Annotated in this window: 1 protein-coding gene; it reads left to right on the top strand. The window is 45.9% G+C overall.

All coding sequences use genetic code 11. The annotated features are described in order from the left end of the window. Positions 1 to 304 precede the first annotated feature (304 nt). Positions 305 to 1,102, top strand: a complete 798-nt coding sequence (locus OQJ86_RS26325) for a DUF2189 domain-containing protein (protein WP_038868141.1) — start codon at positions 305 to 307, stop codon at positions 1,100 to 1,102. Positions 1,103 to 1,210 lie beyond the last annotated feature (108 nt).

Below are 1,210 nucleotides of genomic sequence, written 5' to 3'. Positions count from 1 at the left end.
CGAATACATTAGCGCAAACCAACTCCGTTATTACTTAATTGTAGTTGCAATAACGGGGCGGACCATACATTTTTGTTCCCTCCTCCCTTTTTCTTTCCTATCTCTTTCTTGAACAAAAATTCAGCATTTATTTGTAAATTGCCCTAACTCCGCCAATAGTTAACATAATGTTAAATGCACTTTCCGATGCATATAACGTATAGAGATAAGGTGCGGACTCACGTGATGAAAAAAGTAATGAAAACGTCAGTCAGGCATCCTTTATGGCCTAGGTGCCACCGTGGGAATAAATCAAGGAGGAGTTATGCCTCGTACCGTGAATCCGTCTGACTTCCAAAATAAACGAAAGGAAGTCCCAGATAACGAATATGCCAGAACCATTCCGTGCAATACCGTGAATCTTTCGGCCCCATTCCATTGGCTCTCACTGGGTCTGCACGACTTCGTTCGCATGCCAGTCATTAGTGCCTTTTACGGCATCTGCTTTATGGCCGCCGCTATTGGTATCGTGCTTCTGGTTCAATGGCAAGGCACACACTTAGTGGTGATGCCGAGTCTAATTGTCTACATGCTAATCGGCCCATTCCTAGCACTAGGCTTATATGACGCCAGTTGGGAGAGAGAGCGTGGACACAAACCAAGCTTGTTCCATTCAATGAAAGCCATTGGACGAAATTCGACTTCTCAATGGGCATTCGCTGTAATGCTCGCGGTATGTATGATTTTCTGGATGCGAATTGCCGCTCTGCTTCATGCACTTTATCCGTCCGTTCAAGGCGCGCCACTGACTGACTTCTTGCCTTTCTTAGTGATTGGCTCTCTAGTTGGCTTGGTATTAGCGTGCATCGTGTTCAGTATTTCTGCTTTTTCTATTCCTTTAATGATGGAAAGGCGTGTAGACATGATGACCGCCGTCTTTACCAGCTTTAACGCTGTGAAGTCGAACATTCCTGCGATGATCGTATGGGCAGCCATCATTTGTGGCGGTATCTTAATTGGCTTTGCAACGTACGGCATAGGTATGCTCTTCACCATGCCAATCCTCGGTTATGGTACTTGGCATGCTTACCATGCAACGATCAAGAAAAAACACACGCCTTAGAAAACTGATGTTATGATCCTGCCCTCGCAAACGCGGGGGCTAATTATATGGTCCGCCTCACTCTCAAGCCCTACGCTTAGAGTAGGCTCTCAGAACGAGGTGAACCAT

It is taken from the genome of Vibrio sp. Sgm 5 (assembly GCF_026241575.1).
GTDB classification, from domain to species: domain Bacteria; phylum Pseudomonadota; class Gammaproteobacteria; order Enterobacterales; family Vibrionaceae; genus Vibrio; species Vibrio jasicida.
The sequence above is the reverse complement of the archived record's forward strand: the minus strand, read 5'-3'. Positions and strand labels throughout refer to the sequence as shown.